General features: G+C 70.0%; 12 protein-coding genes. 9 read left to right on the forward strand and 3 right to left on the reverse strand.

The window, feature by feature from the left end; translation table 11 throughout:
* Positions 1-221 precede the first annotated feature (221 nt).
* A complete protein-coding gene (locus ACFVH5_RS02555; RefSeq protein ID WP_385831448.1) occupies positions 222-881 on the reverse strand; it encodes a hypothetical protein in 660 nt (219 codons plus the stop codon).
* A 14-nt stretch (positions 882-895) separates the two neighbouring features.
* Entirely contained in the window at positions 896-2455 is a 1560-nt protein-coding gene (locus ACFVH5_RS02560) for an alpha/beta hydrolase (protein WP_385831449.1), read from the reverse strand.
* Positions 2456-2675: 220 nt separating this feature from the next.
* On the opposite strand from ACFVH5_RS02560, the gene ACFVH5_RS02565 reads away from it, so the two are divergent.
* The 9 genes from ACFVH5_RS02565 to ACFVH5_RS02605 all read left to right on the forward strand — a co-directional run bounded on the left by ACFVH5_RS02565 (position 2676) and on the right by ACFVH5_RS02605 (position 13777).
* Complete coding sequence (locus ACFVH5_RS02565; RefSeq protein ID WP_385831580.1) at positions 2676-3854, forward strand: sensor histidine kinase; 1179 nt, start codon at positions 2676-2678, stop codon at positions 3852-3854.
* Positions 3851-4552 (forward strand): response regulator, encoded by a 702-nt coding sequence (locus ACFVH5_RS02570; protein ID WP_385831451.1) that lies wholly within the window; start codon positions 3851-3853, stop codon positions 4550-4552. Before ACFVH5_RS02565 ends, ACFVH5_RS02570 begins: the two co-directional genes overlap by 4 nt.
* A gap of 917 nt (positions 4553-5469) precedes the next feature.
* Positions 5470-6738 carry an aminotransferase class I/II-fold pyridoxal phosphate-dependent enzyme gene (locus ACFVH5_RS02575; protein ID WP_385831452.1) on the forward strand — a complete coding sequence of 423 codons (1269 nt, stop codon included), beginning with the start codon at positions 5470-5472 and terminating at the stop codon, positions 6736-6738.
* A complete protein-coding gene (locus tag ACFVH5_RS02580) occupies positions 6735-8159 on the forward strand; it encodes an FAD-dependent oxidoreductase (RefSeq protein ID WP_385831454.1) in 1425 nt (474 codons plus the stop codon). Before ACFVH5_RS02575 ends, ACFVH5_RS02580 begins: the two co-directional genes overlap by 4 nt.
* A 96-nt stretch (positions 8160-8255) precedes the next feature.
* On the forward strand, positions 8256-8993 hold the full coding sequence (locus tag ACFVH5_RS02585; RefSeq protein WP_385831455.1) for an SDR family NAD(P)-dependent oxidoreductase: 738 nt from the start codon (positions 8256-8258) through the stop codon (positions 8991-8993).
* A gap of 52 nt (positions 8994-9045) precedes the next feature.
* On the forward strand, positions 9046-10044 hold the full coding sequence (locus ACFVH5_RS02590) for a UDP-glucuronic acid decarboxylase family protein (RefSeq protein WP_385831457.1): 999 nt from the start codon (positions 9046-9048) through the stop codon (positions 10042-10044).
* Positions 10041-11300 carry a pyridoxal phosphate-dependent aminotransferase gene (locus tag ACFVH5_RS02595; RefSeq protein WP_385831458.1) on the forward strand — a complete coding sequence of 420 codons (1260 nt, stop codon included), beginning with the start codon at positions 10041-10043 and terminating at the stop codon, positions 11298-11300. Before ACFVH5_RS02590 ends, ACFVH5_RS02595 begins: the two co-directional genes overlap by 4 nt.
* Positions 11301-11320: 20 nt before the next feature.
* Positions 11321-12250 carry an EamA family transporter RarD gene (rarD, locus tag ACFVH5_RS02600; protein ID WP_385831459.1) on the forward strand — a complete coding sequence of 310 codons (930 nt, stop codon included), beginning with the start codon at positions 11321-11323 and terminating at the stop codon, positions 12248-12250.
* 210 nt (positions 12251-12460) lie between these two features.
* Entirely contained in the window at positions 12461-13777 is a 1317-nt protein-coding gene (locus ACFVH5_RS02605) for a UDP-glucose dehydrogenase family protein (RefSeq protein WP_385831460.1), read from the forward strand.
* 231 nt (positions 13778-14008) lie between these two features.
* On the opposite strand, the gene ACFVH5_RS02610 is transcribed toward ACFVH5_RS02605, so the two are convergent.
* On the reverse strand, positions 14009-15163 hold the full coding sequence (locus tag ACFVH5_RS02610; RefSeq protein WP_385831462.1) for a Gfo/Idh/MocA family oxidoreductase: 1155 nt from the start codon (positions 15161-15163) through the stop codon (positions 14009-14011).
* Positions 15164-15241: the final 78 nt, after the last annotated feature.

The raw sequence follows: 15241 nt of genomic DNA on the forward strand, positions 1-15241 counted from the left end.
CGGCCGAGGCTTCGGCTGCGGTCCGAGCCCCGGCCGGCAGTCGAGATGAGCTTCCGTCCGGCCTGTTGACATGCCTCAGAAGTGCTCGCAGAATCTCACTGTTTGCCGAATCGCAGGTGAATGGACATGCGCTGAGCTGTGCTCGTACTCACGGTCATGCTCGTGTTCATGTTCGTGCTCGTGTACGTGTCCAGTTGTGTCGCGGTGGCCACCCCGCGGAGTCAGCCCGCCGCGCCGTCCAGCAACCGGCTGTACCGCAGCCGCAGTGCCCGCTCGGTGCTGGCCGCCAGGGTGACCAGGGTCAGCGCGACGTTGCCCCAGGCCGGTAGGCGGACCGGCGCGGTGAAGGCCCCGACGCGCTCGGCCACCGGGGGCACTTCGGTGACTTGTTGGGCGAGTTGCGTGCCCAGCATGACCAGGGCGATGACGAGAACGGTCAGCGAGAAGACGCCGATCCAGCGGCTCAGCGCCGGATGCGCGCGGTCGAGGTGGGCCCGGCGTCCCTCGGCGGAGTCACGGTCCGGTACGAGCAGACGCTCGGTGCCCTCGCCGGTGACGTAATGGCAGCGCCGGAGCCCGAAGTTGCTCAACCGCACCTCGACCGTGCCACCGGGGACCGGGAAGGCGGCAGGGAGCCTCGACCGGGCGTGATGCCTGCCGTCGAGATACAGGTCGGCCTTCGCCTTCGCGGACGTCTGGTCCTGACCGCGCTTGACGTCCACGGCGTAGACCACCTTCCCTCCGCCCCCGTCACCGTCGGGCAGCCGCAGGTAGAACAGGGAGCGATAGGGCAACTGCCACCAGCGGAACCGCTTGAGCGGCCGTCCGTCCCCGGGGGTGATCCGCCGGGCGGCCCGGCGGCTTCGCATCTCCTCGAACATTTCCGGCGCCTGCCTCACTTGCTCGGTTCGCCGGGTCGCGCCGCTTGGCCGGGCCGCGCCGCTTCACCGGGTTCCGCAGCGCAGGCGAGGTCCCGCGCGGGGCGTTCCCCGGTGGTCAGGAACGCCGTCGCGGCATCGTTGGCGCACATGTTGCCGCCGTACGGGTAGACGCCGTGGCCGCCCTGGTCGGCCGTGACCATCGTGGCCCGCCCGCCGAAGGCCCGCCGCAGTTCGCGGGCGCCGACCAGCGGCGTGCCCGGGTCCCGCTCGTTCTGCATCATCAGCACGTTCGAGGGGCCCCGGCCGGTGATGCGCACCGGGGGCTCGGTCCGCTCCCGCGGCCAGTACGCGCAAGGGGTGATGCCGGCCGTGGAGCCGCCCAGCATCGGGTACTTCAGCCGGTCCACGGCCACATTGCGCTGGTACTCCCGGACCGTTCCGGGCCAGCGCGAGTCACCGCAGACCACGGCGAAACGTGAGGCCAGGAGATTCTCCAGGTCCGCGGGCGGTTCGGGGAGCGGCAGCTCCTTGCCCGTGTCGACCGCCTTCCAGAACTCGGCGAGCTGAGGCATGGAGCCGTCGGCGTACAACTGCTCGAAGGTGAACGCGCGGAACCCGGTCCCGTTGACGCCCTGGACCGGCTTCGCGTCCAGCCGCGCCACGAGCTCGTAGAACTTGCTGGTGACCTGCTTCGGCGTGGAGCCCAGACCGTACTCGGGATGCGCGACGGCGAACGCGGCGAAGTCGGGGAAGCGGTCCTCCAGCCCCCGGGCGAACAACCGCATGGCCGTGACGTCGTAACCGCGGGGACCCAGGTTGCTGTCGAGCACGATCCGGTCACTCCGCCGCGGGAACAGCGTCGTGTAGACCGCGCCGAGGTAACTGCCGTAGGAGGCGCCGAGGTACGACAGGTTGCGCTCGCCCAGTGCGCTCCGGAGACGGTCCATGTCGCGTGCGGTGTTGGCGGTGGTGGTGTGCGGCAGCATCCACGCGGTCTTCGAGTTCGCGCACTGCCCGGCGATCTTCCGCGCGTGTCCCGCTTCCCGTGTCACGTCGGCCGCGGTGTGGGCGTACGGCGGGAAGTTGCCGCGCCACTGCTGTTCCTTCGTCAGGTCGCAGGTCACCGGAGTGCTGCGGCCGACACCGCGCGGGTCGAAGCCGATGATGTCGTAGGAGTCGAGCACCTTCTGCGGCAGCCCCGACGCGGCGAGGACGGCCGGATAGATCAGACCGGAACCGCCCGGGCCGCCCGGGTTGGTCAGCAGGACGCCGCGTCGCTGCGACGGCTTCTGGCTCGCCAGCCGGGACACGGCGACATCGATCTGCCGGCCGTCCGGATCGCGGTAGTCCAGCGGGACCTCGAGGGTCGAGCACTCCAGGCGGGGCGCGGAGGCTCCCTCGGGGCACGGGCCCCACCGCAGGGGGCCGGGCGCCGGTGCCGTCGTGGCTGCCTCCGCCCCTGTGGCCGTCGTCGTGGACGCTGTCGACGACAGTGTCGATGCGGACGACGACGCCGGAAGCGCGGTCAGTGTCAACGCCGCGGCGGTGAGGGCGAGGGGCAGACTTCTGCGCATGAGGTGTCCTCCTGTGGGGGCCTTAACCGGCTGTGGGGGGCTTTACCGGCACGCGAACGAGTCTGTTGATCAGGAACGGCCGGCACATCGGCCCGACGGACCGACCCGGCCTGGACCGCGGGAGAGGCGCCGGTTAGACCTGGGTCGTAGACGCATCGGTCCTGGGTGTGATCCACCGGTCGCACGATGTGGCGACAATGGCCTGGTGAACACGGACGTGATGCCGCGGCTCGGAGTGTGGCAGCAGACCTGGCGGCTGGTGGTGGCCGCGGTCGTGAGCCTGCCGATCTGGCTGACGACCCTCGCACTGGCGCGCAAGGAACCCGGCGGCCCGGACGCCTGGATCCTCGTCGCCGATCCGCTGATCGCCCTGGGCTGCCTGACGGTGCTGCTGTGGCGGCGCCGGTGGCCCCTCACAGTGGCCCTGGCGGTCGCGGTCGCCTCGACCGCTTCGGCGTTCGCCACCGGCGCCGCACTGCTGGCACTGTGCTCGGTCTCCACCCGCCGCCGCCCGGTGGAGATCGGGGCCGTCGCCCTGGCCTACGTGATCGCGTCGCAGGTCGCCGTCGGGATGTTCCCGGTGCAGGGCTCGGCGGACGTGCAGTGGTGGGTCCAGGTCGTCGTGCCGGCGCTGACCGCGGGAATCGCGGCGGCCGCGGGTATGGCCGTCGGGGCACGGCGGGTCGAGGTGCGGTCCCTGCGGGAGCGGGCGGAGAGCGCGGAGCGGGAGCAGAGCGCGCGGGCGGCGCAGGCACGTGCCCTGGAGCGCAACCGGATCGCCCGCGAGATGCACGACGTCCTCGCGCACCGCATCTCCCTGGTCGCCATGCAGGCCGGGGTGCTCGACCACCGCCGCGACCTGCCGCCCGAGGAGAACCGCGTCCTGGTACGCGGTATCGCCGAGGGCTCCCACCAGGCGCTGGAAGAGCTGCGGGAGGTTCTCGGCGTGCTCCGCGCCGACCCCGGCCGCCCGGAACCGCCGCAGCCCTCCCTCGACCGGATCCCCGACCTGGTGGCCGACGCCCGCACCTCGGGACTCGACGTCCGGCTGACCGACACCGTGACCGCGACCCCGCCCGGCGGCGTCGGAAGGACCTGCTACCGGATCGTCCAGGAGGCGCTGACCAACGCCGCCAAGCACGCCCCCGGCGCGGTCGTACACGTGACCCTCGACGGCTCCGAGGGCGGCACCCTCGACATCGGCGTCCGCAACGGACCGGCTCCCCTGCGCACCGCACGGCCACCCGCCTCCGGGTTCGGCCTGCTGGGCCTCGGCGAACGCATCACCCTCGCAGGCGGCGAACTCGACCACGGTCCCACGTCCGAGGGCGGGTACGTTCTCACGGCACGACTGCCCTGGCCGGACGGCCCCGCCCACAGTCACGAAACGAGCGCATGAGCCACGACAAGAGCACGTCGACGGAGAGCCGGCACGATCCCGTACGGGTCGTCATCGTCGACGACGAAGAACTGGTCCGCATGGCCCTGCGGCTCGTCATCGACGGCGAACCGGACCTGACCGTCGTGGGGGAGGCGGCCGACGGGAACGCCGCGCTCACCGTGGTGGACGAACAGCGGCCCGACGTCGTACTGATGGACGTACGGATGCCGGGCCGGGACGGCCTGGACACGACCCGGGAACTGCTCACCCGGCAGGCGCCGCCCCGGGTGCTGATGCTGACCACCTTCGACTCCGACGACCTGGTGCTCGGGGCGCTGCGCGCCGGAGCGCTCGGCTTCGTCCTCAAGGACACCCCGCCCGCCCGCATCCTCGACGCGGTGCGGACCGTCGCGGAAGGCAACCCGGTGCTGTCCCCGGCGGCCACCGCACGGGTGATCGCCGCGGCCACCGGCCCGGATTCCGTGCACACCCGGGACCACCATCGCGCCGCCGCGCGCGCACAGTTGTCGACGCTGACCGAACGGGAACGGGAGACCGCCCGGGCCATCGCGGACGGACTGGGCAATGCGCAGATCGCCGAGCGACTGCGCATCACGGTCGCGACGGTCAAGGCCCACACCGGCAATCTCTTCGCGAAGCTGGCGGTCGAGAACCGGGTTCAGATCGCGCTGCTGATCCGCGACGCGGAGGACTGAGCGGAGGATCGAGCGGGCGGGGGCTTCTCGCTGCCGTCCCGCGAACGGTCCGCAACACCCGGCCCTCAGGAAACCCTCAGGAACCAAAAGCCACTCCGACCACGCAACGCGCCTTGAGCAGGGGCCCGTCCGCAGGTGTGGTGCAGATCTCAATTCGCGGTCCGGAGTCCGCCTCGCCGTGCCTGGCACCCCGTTTTCCATGTTGTTTACCCTGTGCGGGATCACTGCCAGTTCGATTCCGTCGTCGGTGATGTCCGCACATCATCGCGGTGTCCTGGGCATTCCGTTTCACCTTCCGGCTGACGGAGAAATCCAAACGATACCGTAAGGTGTTGACACGGGCCGGTAGTGGACTGTTGTATGAATTCCATCCACGGGGGATGGATGGCAAACAGTGACCGGTCGTAATGACGGACACTGAGAGGGCTTCATATTGCCCGCTGTCATCCGCAGTTGGGGGCGGTAGTGAGTAGGGTCAAGCACGCGCTCTGTCTTCTTCGGGACCGAATCGGCCGCAGAAGGGTTGTCAGTCACTCGCGCTTCAGGAGCCCGAGGCTGCGATCTTCGCGGGCGGTGGACCTGTCGTTCGAGGCCGCGCGGCGGACAAGACCCACGAGAGCTCCTCTGCGCTTCGTCGCGGCACCGTGCGGGAGCGGTGCCTGACGGTCCGTCCACCGGTGGTGTCGGCCGGTCGTCGCTTTCCACTGCCCAGGCAGTGTTCTCCCTGTGTTCGTGCAGCCGACCGGCCGGATTCGACGATTGCCCGCTCCTGTCGATCCGGCATGCCGAAAAGAATGCCGGAGAACAAGAAATGATTTCCCTTTTCCGGCCTGCCGTGGGCCGGCAGTTCCCGAACAGGTACGTGTGATGAGCGTGCGCGAAATTCCGTCAATAGCCCCTACTTTATCGAGGTAGACATGGCGTCGTCTTCGCAATCCGTCCGACTCAGGAATACCCCCTTCGTCATCAAGGAGTCGTCCGCTCAGTACGAGCGTGCTGTCGAGAGCAGCCTGATGCAGGTAAGCATCACCGGCCGCAAAGGGAAGCAGGTGTTCCTGCCGGACGGCCGCGGGGTGGTCGAGTTCGTCAACTGCTCCTACCTCGGGCTCGACCTGCATCCCCGTGTGATCGCGGCGTCGAAGGCCGTGGACGAGGAGTGGGGGATGAACTTCTGCTGCGCCCGCTCGCGTTTCTCCTTCGAGCCGCAGCGACTTCTCGAAGAGGAGCTGTCGGCGCTGTACCGGGGACGGGCCATCACCTTCCCCTCGACGACCACCGCGCACATCTCGCTCATGCCGCTCCTCGCCAGCGGGGTGCTCTTCGAGGAGGGCACGGCGCACAGGACGTGCCTGATCTTCGACCAGTTCGCCCACTCGTCCATGGCCTATCTCAAGCCGGTGCTCGCCGCCGAGGCGACGGTGGAGACGGTTCCCCACAACTCCTTCGAGGACCTGCGGAAGCAGGCCGTGGCCGCAAGGGCGCGCGGCGAGGTGCCGGTCTACGTGGCCGACGGCATCTACTCGATGGGCGGCCTGTGCCCGGCCCGCGAGCTGCTCGACCTGGCCGAGGAACTGGACCTGTGGCTCTACGTCGACGACGCCCACGGCCTGGGCATCTTCGGTGAGCGCGGAGAGGGCCAGCTCCTCAGCCAGATCGAGGGCGACATCCCCGAGCGCGTCATCCTCACCTACTCGCTGTCCAAGGGCTTCGGCGCCTACGGCGGCGGGCTGCTCGTCCAGGGCGAGTGGCGCGAACAGCTGATCCGCTCCTACGGACAGGTCTACGCGTTCTCCGCGGCGCAGACCTTCCAGGCGGTCTACGCCTGCCGCGCCGTCGTCGAACTGCACGAGGAGGGCGCGATCGCCCCCCTGCAGCGGACCCTGCGCGAGCGGGTGGCGCTGTTCGACGAACTGATGGGGCTGTCACTGCCGTTCAGCCCGATCCGGATGGTCCCGATCGGGGACGAGTCGAACGCCCTGAAAGCCGGCGAGGAACTCCTGGCCGAGGGCTACTACGCGTCGGTGGTCTTCTTCCCCATCGTCCGCCGCAAGTCCGCGCAACTGCGGCTGTGCATCGCGGCCAATCACACCGAGGACGACATCCGGGGTGTCGCCGCCGCGCTCAAGCGTGTCCAGGCGACCTACGCGACGTACGCGACCGACGGGAACGGGGAGGCCGGGAAATGAAGCACAAGGAACTGCACGTGGTGATCGGCGGGGGAATCGCCGGCTGCGTCGCCGCGATCACGCGCAGCCGCGCGGGGTACGACGTCGTCGTCCTGGAGGGGCAGCAGGCGCGCTCCGAAGGCACGTACCCCGTGTGCACGCAGACCAGCAACATCGTCAGCGAGAACCACAGCGGCGCCGAGTACCCCTTCGACCCGCAGAGCGCGCGTGACTGCCTCGACGGCCGTATCGAGAACGAGCGCTTCTTCCCCGAGGCGATCTACGGCGGAAAGACGAACAGCCGCATCATCGCCTCCCAGAGCATGATGGACGACGGCCACGACATCGTCGGCCAGTGCCGCACGAACATGGACGTCATCCGATCGCACTACGCCCGGCGCTGCGAGGAGGACCCGGCCAACGCCGTCTTCGGCGACCCGTCGCAGGTCTGCCGCGAGGTGTCCACCGTGGACGGCGTCCACGACGTGGCTGCCGCGTTCCTGACCCCGCAGCGCGGGATGAACCCCGTGCTCGTGTCCACGGTGCTCGACTGGGAGCTGCGCCAGTGCGGCGTCGACTTCCGCGAGGGCAGCAGCGTACAGACGGTGGAGCGCCGCGCCGACGGCCGGTACGACGTCGTGCACACGAACGCCGACGGCGCCACGCGCACCGTGGTCGCGGACCAGGTGAGTCTGTGCGCGGCGACGGCGGCGTTCGGCTTGGCCAAGTCGCTCAATCCGGGGATCGAGTTCCCGCGGCTGTTCATGGCGCTCCGGGAGATCCTCTACGTCGACCTCCCCGACGGTACGGAGAAGAACTTCACCTGCCTGAAGCTGGAGGACGCCTACGGGGGCATGCTCAGCCCGCTCAACGAGCACGTCGCGATGATCTACCACCCGCCGGCCGGGCACGTGATGAACATGGTGATGGACCCGGTCACCGGCGCCGCCCCGTACGCGCGCCACCTCGCCGAGGGCCACCCGGAGATGCGGGAACGCGCCGAGCGGACGCTGAGCCGGCTGCGTGACTTCTACCCGGAGCTGCGCCGGTCCAAGATCCTCGGGACGTACCTCAAGATCGCCATCAACACGGTGTCGGACTCGCGGATGCGGCGCAACATCGGCGTCTTCGGCGTCGACTCCGGCGCCACCATGACCGTACTGCCCAAGTGGACGATGTGCGCCGTCAACGGCCGCAAGGAGCTGGCTCTGGCTCTGGAGCACTCCAAGGCCGCCGGCAACGTGGACGCGGACGAAGCGAAGGAGATCCTCGCCGGATCGACCCGCACCTGCTGGGAGACGCCGCCCGACTGGGCGGGCAAGCCGGAGTTGCTGACCGCCCGGGCGAAGAAGCACGCGGCCAACATGAACGTGCCCGAGGCACTCGCCCTGCGGTTCAGCGACGCGGTCGACCCGTCGGGTGCGCGGCAGGTCTCGTATTGAGCACGGCCGGTCTCCTGTCGAGCACGGCAGATGCGGGGACAGAGAGTTCCCGCGCAGAGCATGGGCCGTGACATCCGGCCCGGAGGGGATGCATGCATGTCTGGGAAGAACATCGTGATCACGGGGGCCGGCAGCGGCATCGGGGCCGAGACGGCGCGACGGCTGGCCCCGGGAAACCGGCTCGTCCTGCACTACCACACGGCGAAGGAGGGTGTGTTGGCCCTGCGCGAGGAGCTGGCGCCGGTCTGTGCCGGTGTCGACGTGGTCGAGGCCGACCTGACCACGGACGCGGGCTGCGAGGCACTGTCCGAGGAGATCGGCAGGCGCACGGACGCACTGGACGTCCTGGTCAACAACGCGGGCGGCATGATCGAGCGCCAGTCCGTCGGGGACCTGACATGGGATCACCTGGCCGCGACGTTCGCGCTGAACACCTACTCCGCGATGCGGCTGACCAGCCTGTGCACCGGCCTCCTGCGCCGGGGCGGCAACGACCCCTGCGTGGTGAACGTGACCTCGATCGCGATGCGCCACGGAGCGCCGACCGCGACGGCGTACGGCGCGTCCAAGGCCGCCATGGACTCCTTCACCCGTGGCGCCGCAGCCGAACTCGCGCCGCACATCCGGGTCAACGCGGTGGCGCCCGGCATCATCGACACCCGCTTCCACGAGCGCGTGACGTCCGAGGACAAGATGCGGCAGTTCATCGAGAACACCCCGCTGAAGCGCGCGGGAGGGGTGGCGGACGTCGCCCGCACCATCGAATACCTGGTCGGCGCCACCTTCGTCACGGGGGAGACGATCGACTGCAACGGCGGCCTCGCCATGCGGTAGGCGTCGTGGCCGCCCCCTGCCTCCGCACGATTCCAGGGAAGGTTTTACCCATATGAGTACACGTGTTCTTGTCACGGGTGGTGCCGGGTTCATCGGATCACACCTGTGCGAGCGGCTGATCGACGACGGCAACGAGGTCATCTGCCTGGACAACCTGTTCACCGGGCGGCGCGGCAACATGGCGAAGCTGCTCGGCAATCCCCACTTCGAGTTCGAGCGGCACGACGTGGCCGAGCCCTTCCACGCCGAGGTCGACCAGATCTACCACTTAGCCTGCCCGGCCTCACCGGTCCACTATCAGCGCAACCCGGTGCGCACCGTCCGCACCTGTGTGCAGGGCACGTTGAACGCCCTCGAACTGGCCCGTGAGACCGGAGCCCGGCTGTTCATCGCCTCCACCTCCGAGGTGTACGGCGACCCCGAGGTCCACCCGCAGCAGGAGGACTACTGGGGGCACGTCAACCCCATCGGGATCAGGGCCTGTTACGACGAGGGCAAACGCTGTGCGGAGGCCCTCGCCGTGAGCTTCGCGCGGCAGTACGGAGTGGAGGTCAGGCTCGGCCGGATCTTCAACACCTATGGGCCGCGGATGCACGAGAACGACGGCAGGGTGGTGTCGAACTTCGCGGTGCAGGCACTGCGCGAGGAGCCCCTGACCATCTACGGCGACGGCAGCCAGACCCGGTCCTTCTGCTACGTCGACGACCTCGTCGAGGCGATCGTCCGCCTGATGGCGACCGAGACCGACGCCCGGCCGGTGAACCTCGGCAACCCGCAGGAGACGACCGTCGAGCAGATCGCCCGGCAGATCAAGCGGCTCGCCGGCTCGCGGTCCGAGCTGGCCTTCCGGCCGCTGCCCGAGGACGACCCCACCCGCCGCCGCCCCGACATCTCCCGGGCCGACACCTTGCTGGGCTGGGAGCCGAAGGTCGACCTGGAGGACGGGCTGCGCCGGACGATCGCCGACTTCTCCGCCCGGACGACCACGACGACCCTGACGGGCGGGCAGCGGCCCGGGCCCGTCCCGGTGCGGCAGGAGGCCGGCCGATGAGAGGGAGGACGGACGCCTGGCCCGCCACTTTCCCGGCCGCGAACCGCCTGCGCGGCCTGGCCCAGTCCGACATACGGCGGATGAGCCGGGAGAGCGACCGGCTCGGGGCCATCAACCTCGGACAGGGGATCTGCGACCTGCCCACTCCCACAGTCGTGGCCGAGGCGGCCAAGGCGGCGATAGACGCCGACGAGAGCATCTACACCTACCCCGAGGGGCACCTGGCGCTGCGCCGGGCGATCGCCGAGAAGGCGGCACGGGACAACGGCCTGACGGCCGCACCCGAGGGGGAGGTCGTGGTCACCGTCGGCGCCACCGGCGCGTACACCGCGGCCGTCAACGCGTTGCTCGACCCCGGCGACGGCATCCTGATCATGGAGCCGTACTACGGCTACCACGTCAACGCCGCGATCGTCGCCGGGCTCGAACCGCACTTCCTCACCCTCGCGCCGCCGGAGTTCACCCTCACCGAGGAGGCGTTGCGGGCGGCGGTGCGGCCCACCACCCGGGCCATCGTGGTGTGCACGCCGTCGAACCCCAGCGGCAAGATGTTCAGCCGGACCGAACTGGAAGCGGTCGCGCGCGTCGCGCACGACCGGGACCTGCTCGTCATCAGCGACGAGATCTACGAGTACATCCGCTACGACGACTGCCCCCACCTCTCCCCGGCCACGGTGGGCGGCCTGTGGCCCCGCTCGGTCACCATCACGGGCCTGTCGAAGACGTTCAGCATCACCGGCTGGCGCCTCGGTTACGCCCTCGCGCCCGAGCCGCTGGCCAGGGCGATCGCCCTCGTCAACGACCTGTACTACGTCTGCGCGCCCAATCCGCTCCAGCACGGCGTCCTCGCCGGCTTCGCCCTGCCGCCCTCCTACTTCGCCGAGATGCGAGCGGACTACCAGCGCAAGCGCGACCGGCTGTGTGACGCGCTTGCCGAGGCCGGCATGTCGCCCATCGTCCCGAAGGGGGCGTACTACGTCCTCGCCGACGTCGCGGACTGGGGCTTCGGCACCGCCCGGGCCGCGGCGATGGCGCTGCTGGAACAAGGAGGCGTGGCCTCGGTACCGGGCAGCGCCTTCTACCAGGGGGCGACCGGCGAGAACCTGCTGCGGTTCTGCTTCGCCAAGGAGGACGCGGTGGTGGAGGAGGCCTGCCGTCGGATACGGCGCTTCCGGCCCCGCGGCGGCCTCGTGGAGGGCGATCCCGTGGAGGACGACCTCGTGGAGGCGGACAGAAGAGGGCTGGGGGCACGGTGAACGACGCACGCCGAGGAGGCTTGTACGGGGTCGCCGCCTATGTGCTGTGGGGCCTGTTCCCGCTGTACTTCCGGCTCCTGGACAGCTCCAGCACCCTGGAGATCCTGCTGCAGCGGCTCCTGTGGACGCTACCGGTCTGCCTGCTGGTCGTCGCTGCCACCGGCACCGCGGGCCGGCTGCGCGCACTGCTGCGCCGGGGGCGGCGCGTGTCCGCGCTCGCGGGGGCTGCCGCCGTACTCGCGGTGAACTCGGGCTGCTACGTGTACGCCGTCAACGCGGACCGCGTCATCGAGGCGTCGCTGGGCTACTTCATCAACCCGCTGGTCACCGTGGCACTGGCCGTGCTCGTACGCCGAGAACGGCTGCGTCCTCTGCAATGGGCGGCGGTCTCCACAGGCGCCCTGTCCGTGCTCGTCGTCACCGTCGACTACGGCCGACCGCCCTGGATCGCGCTGATCCTCGCGACCTCGTTCGGCCTCTACGGACTCATCAAGAAGCAGGTCGGCGAGGATGTCGAAGCGCTCGCCGGGCTCACCACCGAAGCCCTCACCCTCGCCCCGCTGGCCGCGGCCGGACTGGCCTTCTACACGGCCACCGGGCACGGCACCTTCACCCAGGACGCCCCCTGGCACGCCGTGCTCCTCGCCGCGGGCGGAGTGACGGTCGTCGCCCCGCTCCTGCTGTTCGCGGCGGCTGCCCGGCGGATGCCGCTGGCCACGATCGGGCTTCTCCAGTACCTGACTCCGGTACTGCAACTCCTCATCGGCGTCGTGCTGTTCCACGAGGAGATGCCGGCCTCGCGGTGGAGCGGTTTCGTCCTGATCTGGATCGCGCTGGCCCTGCTGAGCACCGACGCGCTGCGCGAGCAGGACCGGCAGAGCACGAGGCGCAGAAAGAGCGCGCCTGCCGCGCAGCCCGTCCGGGCGGAACTGCGCACCCCTGAAGAGTGAATGACACGTCGGCGAACCGATGACGAGACGATGGAGCCCCCTGTGCAGAGCAAGACCGTGGAGAGTAAGTCCGCGCAGAGCAAGACTGTGCCGAGTGAGTCCGTCCCGAGCGAGTCCGCCCCGGGCAAGTCCGTCCCGGGCAAGTCCGTCCCGGGCAGGACCGGAACAGTCACTGCAGTGCCCCCCTTACCCCCTGCCCACCGTCTCTCCGTGATCGGCACCGGATACCTGGGAGCCACCCACGCGGTCTGCATGGCCGCGCTCGGCTTCGAGACGCTGGGCCTGGACACGGACGCCGAGAAGATCGCGGCCCTCTCGGCCGGCCGACTCCCGTTCTACGAACCCGGACTCGAAGACCTCCTGCGTGACCAACTCGCCACCGGACGACTGCGCTTCACCACGTCGTACGAGGAGGCCGCGGCCTTCGCCGACGTCCACTTCCTGTGCGTCGGCACCCCGCAACGCACCGACGGGCCCGGCGCCGACCTGCGGTACGTGGACGGCGCGGTGGAAGCGCTCGGCCCGCACCTGACACGCCCCAGCCTGCTGGTGGGCAAGTCCACCGTCCCGGTCGGCACGGCCGCCCGCCTGGGGGCGCGGCTCGCACAGCTGTCACCGGCGGGGCAGGGCGCGGAAGTGGCGTGGAACCCGGAGTTCCTGCGCGAGGGATTCGCGGTGCAGGACACCCTGCGACCCGACCGCCTGGTCTTCGGAGTCACCTCGGACCGGGCGGAGCGGCTGCTGCGCGAGGTCTACGCACCACTGCTCGCACCGGCCGAAGGGGATGAGCCCGTGCCGTTGGTGGTCGCCGACCTGGCGACCGCGGAACTGGTGAAGGTCGCCGCGAACTCCTTCCTGGCCATGAAGATCTCCTTCATCAACGCCATGGCCGAGGTCTGCGAGGCGGCGGGAGCAGACGTTCTGCCGCTGGCGCGGGCGCTCTCCCACGACCCCAGGATCGGCGGACGCTTCCTGCGCCCAGGGGTCGGCTTCGGCGGCGGCTGCCTGCCCAAGGACATCCGCGCCTTCACGGCCAGGGCCGAAGAGCTCGGCGTCGGCCGGGCCGTGGAGTTTCTGCACCAGGCCGACGAGGTCAACCTGCGGCGGCGTACCGCGGTGGTCGACCTGGCGAGGGAACTGAGTGGCGGCGACCTGTGCGGGCGGCGGATCGCGGTCCTGGGAGCGGCCTTCAAGCCAGGCTCCGACGACGTACGGGACTCACCGGCGCTCGCGGTGGCCGACCTCATCGAGCGGGAGGGTGCGGAGGTGGTCGTCTACGACCCCATGGCGATGGACAACGCGCGCAAGGTGTTCCCCTCGCTGTCCTTCGCCGACTCCGTCACCAAGGCGGCCACCGGAACCGACGTCCTGCTGCACCTCACCGAATGGCCGGAGTTCGAGGACATCGATCCCCGCGCCCTGGGTACCACGGTGGCCGGGCAGCGCATCATCGACGGCCGGAACACCTTGGACGCGTCGCGCTGGCGGGCGGCCGGGTGGGAGTACCGGGCGCTTGGGCGGCCGTGATCGCGGGGTGCCGGGGTGCCGGGGTGCGGGGATCGGCGCGAGGCCGCGAGACATGGAGACCGTGAGACCGCTCGACCGCGAGACAGGGATACGGGGATACCGGGATACGGGGTCGGGCGGTCGGCCGGTCGTGCCGGACAGGTCGGTCAGCAGCCCGATGCCGCCGGCCGGCGCCCGACGGTGCCCAGCTCACCGACGCCGACCTGACCCGTAGCGCCGGGATCCTGCCCCTCAGCTCGTGAGCCGCTGCCGCTCCCCGGTGGCAGCCGCCTTCTGGATCTGATCCAGAAGACGGTGTTGGCGAGTGGAGTGGTCGAAGTCGGGAACGGTGTGGGTGCCTTCGATCAAGTCGTCGTGCAGCTGGCCGTAGGCGTGCGCGACGCTGTGGGCCATGGTGCCGCGAAGCTCGGCCAGGGCAGGGAAGCGCGCCTCGTAGCGGTCCGGGACGGGCAGCTCGACGAGTTCGTTGCTCGCGCCGCGGGCACCGTGAATGCTGACCAGACCGTACTGGAGATGGCCCAAGTCGCTGGTGACCAGCACGTCCCCCTCGGTTCCGTTGATCTCCCACAGGAAGTTGGTGGAGCGCGACTTCCCGCCGCGGTAGTGGACGGAGGCGACGGCGCCGGATTCTAGGGTGCCCGTGACGGCGATCTGGTCCTCCGCGGTCATCGGCGCAAGCTTCCCGGTCTGCTGGTGACGGACCGGGCTGCGCCGGGTGGCCGTCGTGGCACTGAGTTCGGTGAACGAGCCCAGGACCGAGGCGAGCCCGTCGAGGGTGTGGCCGAGCGGGATGGTCAGCATCGTGGCGCCGTTGTCCCGGTCGATGAGGTAGGCGCTGCTGTCGTCGAACGTCGGCCCCCACGCACCTCCCGAGGCGACCACGCTGGTCGAGAGCACCTCGCCGACGTAGCCGTCCGCGACCAGGTCGCGCAGATAGCGGACCGGCGGAGCGGAACGCGCCTGAAGTCCGACGAAGCCGCGCAGCTCCCGTGCATGCGCGAACGCAGCCATCTCCTCGGCTTCGGCGGTTCCGTTGCCCAGCGGCCACTCGCTCAGCACGGTCTTCCCGGCGGCCAGGGCGGACGTGACCAGCTTCTGGTGGTGCGGCACCTTCACGGTCACGACCACCAGGTTTACCTCGTCCCGCTCCACCAGCTCCTCGACGCTGCCGAAAGCCAACGGAACACCGAATTTCTCCCCGGCGGCCTTCGCGGTCGCGGCGCTGCTGGCACTGAGCGCGCGCAGCTCGTAGGCGGCGGGCAGTGCGGCAAGAGCGGGGACGTGGGCCCGACTTGCCCAGCCGCCGCGGGTGCTGAGTCCAACGATGCCAACACCGATGGGCGCGGCCGGCCCAGAGGCGTGAGTGGAGGAAAGGGAGGAGGCCATGGGTGTTCCTTCGCGTCGGCTGAATGCGCGGAGCAGAAAACCACCCTAGGCGCATGTTCGCATCAAAGCGAACATGAC

This window comes from Streptomyces sp. NPDC127119 (assembly GCF_042677425.1).
Classification (GTDB): Bacteria; Actinomycetota; Actinomycetes; order Streptomycetales; family Streptomycetaceae; genus Streptomyces.